The 5,508-nt window shown below is 61.9% G+C and carries 5 protein-coding genes and 1 pseudogene; 3 read left to right on the top strand and 3 right to left on the bottom strand.

Going from position 1 to position 5,508, the window contains the following annotated elements:
- From AC1DUU_RS21590 to maiA, 3 genes are all read left to right on the top strand, one after another.
- A partial coding sequence (locus AC1DUU_RS21590; protein WP_476785438.1) for a homogentisate 1,2-dioxygenase domain-containing protein occupies nucleotides 1–445 on the top strand: 445 nt, incomplete at its 5' end.
- Between the two features lie 13 nt (nucleotides 446–458).
- Complete coding sequence (locus AC1DUU_RS21585) at nucleotides 459–1,475, top strand: fumarylacetoacetate hydrolase family protein (RefSeq protein WP_476785437.1); 1,017 nt, start codon at nucleotides 459–461, stop codon at nucleotides 1,473–1,475.
- Nucleotides 1,476–1,481: 6 nt separating this feature from the next.
- Complete coding sequence (gene maiA / locus AC1DUU_RS21580) at nucleotides 1,482–2,117, top strand: maleylacetoacetate isomerase (RefSeq protein WP_476785436.1); 636 nt, start codon at nucleotides 1,482–1,484, stop codon at nucleotides 2,115–2,117.
- Between the two features lie 3 nt (nucleotides 2,118–2,120).
- Here the strand turns inward: maiA and AC1DUU_RS21575 are convergent, their stop codons facing one another.
- The 3 genes and pseudogenes from AC1DUU_RS21575 to AC1DUU_RS21565 all read right to left on the bottom strand — a co-directional run.
- A complete protein-coding gene (locus tag AC1DUU_RS21575) occupies nucleotides 2,121–4,133 on the bottom strand; it encodes a putative 2-aminoethylphosphonate ABC transporter permease subunit (RefSeq protein WP_476785435.1) in 2,013 nt (670 codons plus the stop codon).
- 1 nt (nucleotide 4,134) lies between these two features.
- Nucleotides 4,135–5,313 carry a putative 2-aminoethylphosphonate ABC transporter ATP-binding protein gene (locus AC1DUU_RS21570; RefSeq protein WP_476785434.1) on the bottom strand — a complete coding sequence of 393 codons (1,179 nt, stop codon included), beginning with the start codon at nucleotides 5,311–5,313 and terminating at the stop codon, nucleotides 4,135–4,137.
- Nucleotides 5,314–5,389: 76 nt separating this feature from the next.
- Nucleotides 5,390–5,508 (bottom strand): annotated as a pseudogene (locus AC1DUU_RS21565) (putative 2-aminoethylphosphonate ABC transporter substrate-binding protein); the annotation flags it as partial.

Genomic DNA, 5,508 nt, shown 5'->3' with positions numbered 1-5,508 from the left:
CCCCGACCCGTCGATCTTCACGGTGCTGACGGCCCCGACGGAAGAAGCGGGCACGGCCAACGTCGACTTTGTCATCTTCCCGCCGCGCTGGCTGGTGGCCGAGCACAGCTTCCGCCCGCCCTGGTATCACCGCAACATCATGAGCGAGTTCATGGGCCTGATCTACGGCCAGTACGACGCCAAGGAGGAGGGCTTCGTGCCGGGCGGCATGAGCCTGCACAACATGATGCTGCCGCACGGGCCTGACGCCATGGGCTTTGAAAAAGCGTCGAACGGCGAGCTCAAGCCGGTCAAGCTCGACCACACAATGGCTTTCATGTTCGAGACGCGATTTCCCCAGCAGCTGACCAAATTCGCCGCCGAGCTGGAAACTTTGCAGGACAATTACATCGATTGCTGGGATGGTCTCGAACGCAAATTCGACGGCACACCTGGCATCAAGTGAAGACGGGAACACCATGAAACTCGCGACACTGAAAGATTCTACCCGCGACGGCCGCCTTGTCGTCRTTTCGAAAGACCTGACCCGCTGCTCGGAAGTTGGCCACATTGCCCGCACCTTGCAGGCGGCACTCGACGACTGGGCCCATGTCGGCCCGCGCCTAGCCCTTGTCGCCGAGGGCATAGAGACCGGCAGCCAGCCGACCCTGCGCTTCCACGAACATGATGCCGCCTCACCCTTGCCGCGCGCCTATCAGTGGGCTGACGGCTCGGCCTATGTGAACCATGTCGAGCTGGTGCGAAAGGCCCGGGGCGCCGAGATGCCGGCAAGCTTCTGGACCGACCCGCTGATCTATCAGGGCGGCTCGGACGCGTTTCTTGGGCCCCGCGATCCAATCGAGATGGCCGACGAAGCCTGGGGCATCGATCTCGAARGCGAAGTGGCGGTCATCGTGGATGACGTGCCGATGGGCGCGACCCGCGACGAGGCGCATGCGGCGATCCGGCTGGTCATGCTGGTCAATGACGTGTCGCTGCGCGGGCTGATCCCGGCCGAACTCGCCAAGGGTTTCGGCTTTTACCAGTCGAAGCCCTCCACGGCGTTCTCGCCGGTGGCGGTGTCGCCGGACGAGCTGGGCGATGCCTGGCATGGCGGCAAGCTGCATTTGCCGTTGCTCGTGGGCGTCAACGACAAGGCCTTTGGCCGCGCGAATGCCGGCATCGACATGACCTTTGATTTCCCAACGCTGGTCGCCCATGCCGCCAAGACCCGGCCATTGTGTGCTGGTACCATCATCGGTTCGGGCACTGTGTCCAATAAGCTCGACGGCGGCGCGGGCAAGGCGATCTCGGCAGGAGGTGCTGGCTATTCCTGCATCGCCGAGATCAGGACCATAGAAACCATCGAGACAGGTGCGCCCGTCACACCATTCTTGAAGTTCGGCGACCAGGTCCGTATCGAGATGGACGATGCCGATGGCCATTCGATATTCGGGGCTATCGAACAGACCGTGACCCGATACGAAAAGGCCTGAGCCACGATGACCGACGCCGTCCTGTTCGACTACTGGCGCTCGTCGGCGAGCTACCGCGTGCGCATCGCGCTCAACATGCTCGGGCAGGAGTTTCGTTCTGTGTCCGTCGACCTGCTGGCCAGGGGCCAGAAATCATCGGAGCATCTGGCGCGCAACCCGCAAGGGCTGGTGCCGGTGCTGGAGATCGACGGCCACGCCTTCACCCAGTCGCTGGCGATCATCGAATATCTCGATGAAACACGCCATGCCGGCTTCCTGCCTGCCGACCCGGTCGGGCGCCAGCGCGTGCGCCAGCTGTCTTATGCGATTGCCATGGAAATCCATGCGGTCTGCAACACCGGCGTGGTCGCCGAGCTGATGCGGGTCACAAGCGACGGCGAGGCGCCGCGCGATGCCTGGATGCAGAAATTCATCGGCGATGGCATGACAGCCTTCGAGAAATTGCTCGATCATCCCGAGACCGGCAAATTCTGCCATGGCGACACGCCTGGCATGGCCGATTTCTGCCTGGTACCGCAGGTCTACAACGCGCGCCGCTGGAACATCGATCTCTCGGCGCTACCGCGCGTCCTCGACATCGCCGGACGTTGCGAAGGCCTCGATGCCTTCGCCAAGGCTCATCCCGATCGGGTCAAGCCGTGATCCCTACCGCTGCCGCCAGGCCTGGGTGCGGGTGATCAGCACTTTCGACAGGAACAGGTGGATCAGGCGGGCTGCGGCGTTGGTGTAGAAGATCATCATTGCCATGGCCGCTGCCGGTGCCACGTCGCCGGCGTCGTCCATGTTGAGCACGGCGACCGAAGCCAGTGCGGTGTCCTTCGAATAGAGGAACACCACAGCCGACACCGTCGTCATGGCGTTGACGAACAGGTAGATCAAGATGTCGAGGATCGCCGGCAAGCAGACCGGTACCGTGACCCGCGCAAACAGCTTGTAGAAGGGCTGCTTGAGCGACGCCGCCACCGGCTCGAACTCCTGGTCGATCTGCTTCAGCGCCGTCAGCGCGGTCAGGTGCCCGACGGTGTAGAAGTGGGTGATGGTGCAGACGACCAGAATGGTCATGGTGCCGTAGATGGCGTGCAGCGGGTTGGCTGGGTCGTTGAAGAAGAAGATGTAAGCAAGACCCAGCACCATGCCCGGCACCGCCATGGGCAGCATGGCGAGGAACTGGAATGCCGACCGTCCTGTACGGAAGCCTTCGGTCTTTTCGACCATATAGGCGCCGACAAAGACGATGATGGTGCCGAAGATCGCGGTGAGGCCTGCAAGCCGGATCGAGTTGTAGTACGAACCCCATCCACCGCCGTCCATGCGGTCGAAAGCGAAGTGCTTGAGGCTGAAGCTGAGATCGTAGGGCCACAGCTTGACCAGGGCTGCGAGCTGGCTCGTTGCCATGATGCCGAGGATGAATACGGCGATCAGCGAACACCAAGTCAGGCAAAGCGTGTCGAAGCGCCGGTTCGGCTTCGGCTGATAGGGCACCGAGCGCGCTGACAGGAGCGCAACCTGCTTTTTCTGCACCATGCGGTCGACGACGAAGGCGGCGATAGCCGGGATCAGCAGGATCACCGAAACGACCGCGCCCATCTCGAAATTCTGCTGGCCGATGACCTGCTTGTAGATGTCGACGGCGAGCACGTTGAACTGGCCGCCGATGACCTTCGGCAGGCCGAAATCGGTGATGACGAGGGTAAAGACGACAAAGGCCGCCGAAATCAAACCATAGCGCGCGCCGGGGATGGTCACCGTCCAGAAGGTGCGCCAGCTGCTGGCGCGCAGCGAGGCGGCCGCCTCATAGTGGCGCTGGTCGGAGATCGCCAATGCCGTCGAAATGATAATCATGGCGTGCGGGAAAGCGAAGAACACCGAGCCGATGACGATGCCGAGCGGCCCGTAGATAGGCACCCCCATCAGGAGGTCCTTGAGCAGCCCCTGATTGCCGAACAGATAGATCAGCGCAATGCCGGGCAGCAGCGACGGCACCAGGATCGGCACCATGGCGACCAGCTTGAACGCATCCTTGAAACGCATGCAACTGCGGTTGAGCGCATAAGCGAAGCCGAAGGCCAGCCCGACTGTCACGATGGTGGAGATGAAGGCGATGAAGACCGAGTTTTCGATCGAGCGGAACAGCGTCGGCGTCGAGAAATAGGTGGAGTAGTTTTCGAGACCGATCGCACGCGCCGGTCGAAGCATCACACGACGGAATTCGTTGGAGCTGAGCTCAAGCCATTCGGTGCCTTTGTGCAGCTGCAGGCCGACGAGGAAAGAAGCATCTTCGGTTGTGCCGCGGATCTTGTATTTCACCGGGCTGCGGAAGCTGAAATCGGGGAAAAAGGTCGTCGCTTGCAGGCGGCCATCGGAATTGGTCGCAAGCTTCTGCGGCGAAACGACCGCGAGTTTGTCGTTGAGGGCCGCAGCGGTGACCGGCGCACCCCAATTGCCGTCCTTGTCGCTCACCTGGAACTCGAACCTGGCAAGGTCGAAACTATAGGTCGAAAACGATTTCGACAGCATGATGTAGAGCGGGGCGGCCAGCGCCACGATGAGATAGAGCGCGATGACCACCATCAGGCCGCGCTTGATCATTTCATCCCGGTCAAGCGAAACCTTCAGCTTGCGGCCCGCCGGCAGGACGGCGTCGATTGCCATCGCCATGTCATTCTCCCCGGGGGTAGATCAAGAGACGCTCTTCCGGCAGCTCGACGGTAAGAGCAGCACCCTCCGCCAATGTCAGGCGCCGCGCTGCATTGATCGAGAAGTCGGCAATGAGCGTCTCGTCGCCGAGGTCGACGCCACGCAGCCGCGTGCGCCAGAACGAGCCGAGGAATTCCATTTCGCCGATCGTCACATCGAGCAGGTTTTGCGGCTGCTTCACCACATCGGGTGCACCCGGAGAACGGGCGCCGGGCCCGTGCGGGATCACATCCTCTGGGCGGATGGCCGCAATGACAGGTGCGCCTTCGTCAAACCCATGGGCCGCGCATTTGAAGGTTTTGGAGCCAAAGCTCACCGCACCCTTTTGGGCATTGCCCTTGAACTTGTTGGCCTCGCCGATGAAGTCGGCGACAAATAGCGTCGCGGGATGGCGATAGATCTCTGTCGGCGAGCCGATCTGCTCGATCACGCCGTGGTTCATCACCACGATGCGGTCGGCCATCGACAGGGCCTCTTCCTGGTCATGGGTGACCATGATGGTGGTGACGCCGAGCTTGCGCTGCAGTTCCTTGATCTCGTGGCGCAGATGCGTGCGTACCTTGGCATCGAGCGCCGAGAGCGGTTCATCAAGCAGCAGAAGGCCTGGCGAAATGGCGATGGCGCGGGCGAGCGCGATGCGCTGCTGCTGGCCGCCGGAAAGCTGGGCTGGGTATTTGTTGGCCTGGTCGGGCAGGCCGACAAGCTGGAGCAGTTCGGCGACGCGGCTTTCGATCTCGGCGCGCGGGCGCTTGGTGTTTTCCAGGCCGAAGGCGATGTTCTTGGCAATCGTCAGATTGGGGAACAGCGCATAGGACTGGAAGACGATGCCGTAGTCGCRCTGCGACGGCGGCAAGGTGGACACGTCCTTGCCACCCTGGCGGATCGAGCCGCTCGTCTGCAGGTCGAGGCCGGCAACTGCGCGCAACAATGTGGTCTTGCCGCAGCCGGAGGGACCGAGGAAACAGACGAACTCGCCCTCGCGGATGTCGAGGGAAATGTCCTTCAGCGCGTGGAAATCGCCGAAGGCCTTCCAGACATTGGAGATCTGCAGATAGGCGGGCTTCACGTTCAGGCTGGCAGCGGTCATGGCGCTCACGTCAACTGGAGTTCGCGGCTGCTCGGCGAGGGTTTCGTGTTTCATCGTGATGATCCGGCTTTGAGGGTAAGAGTCGGGCGCCACCTGTGGCGGCGCCCGGTTCAACGGACAAAAGTCGGGATCAGCTCTTCGGCTCGGACTTGGAGTCGTAACGCTTGGACCACTCGTCAAGAATTGCGTTGCGGTTGTTGGCGGCCCACTCGAAATCGTTCTTGATCATCTTTTCTTCGATGTTGGTGG

This window comes from Aminobacter sp. P4_H6_2 (assembly GCF_056400805.1).
Note: the sequence above shows the minus strand (reverse complement) of the source record. Positions and strands in the feature narration are given on the sequence as shown.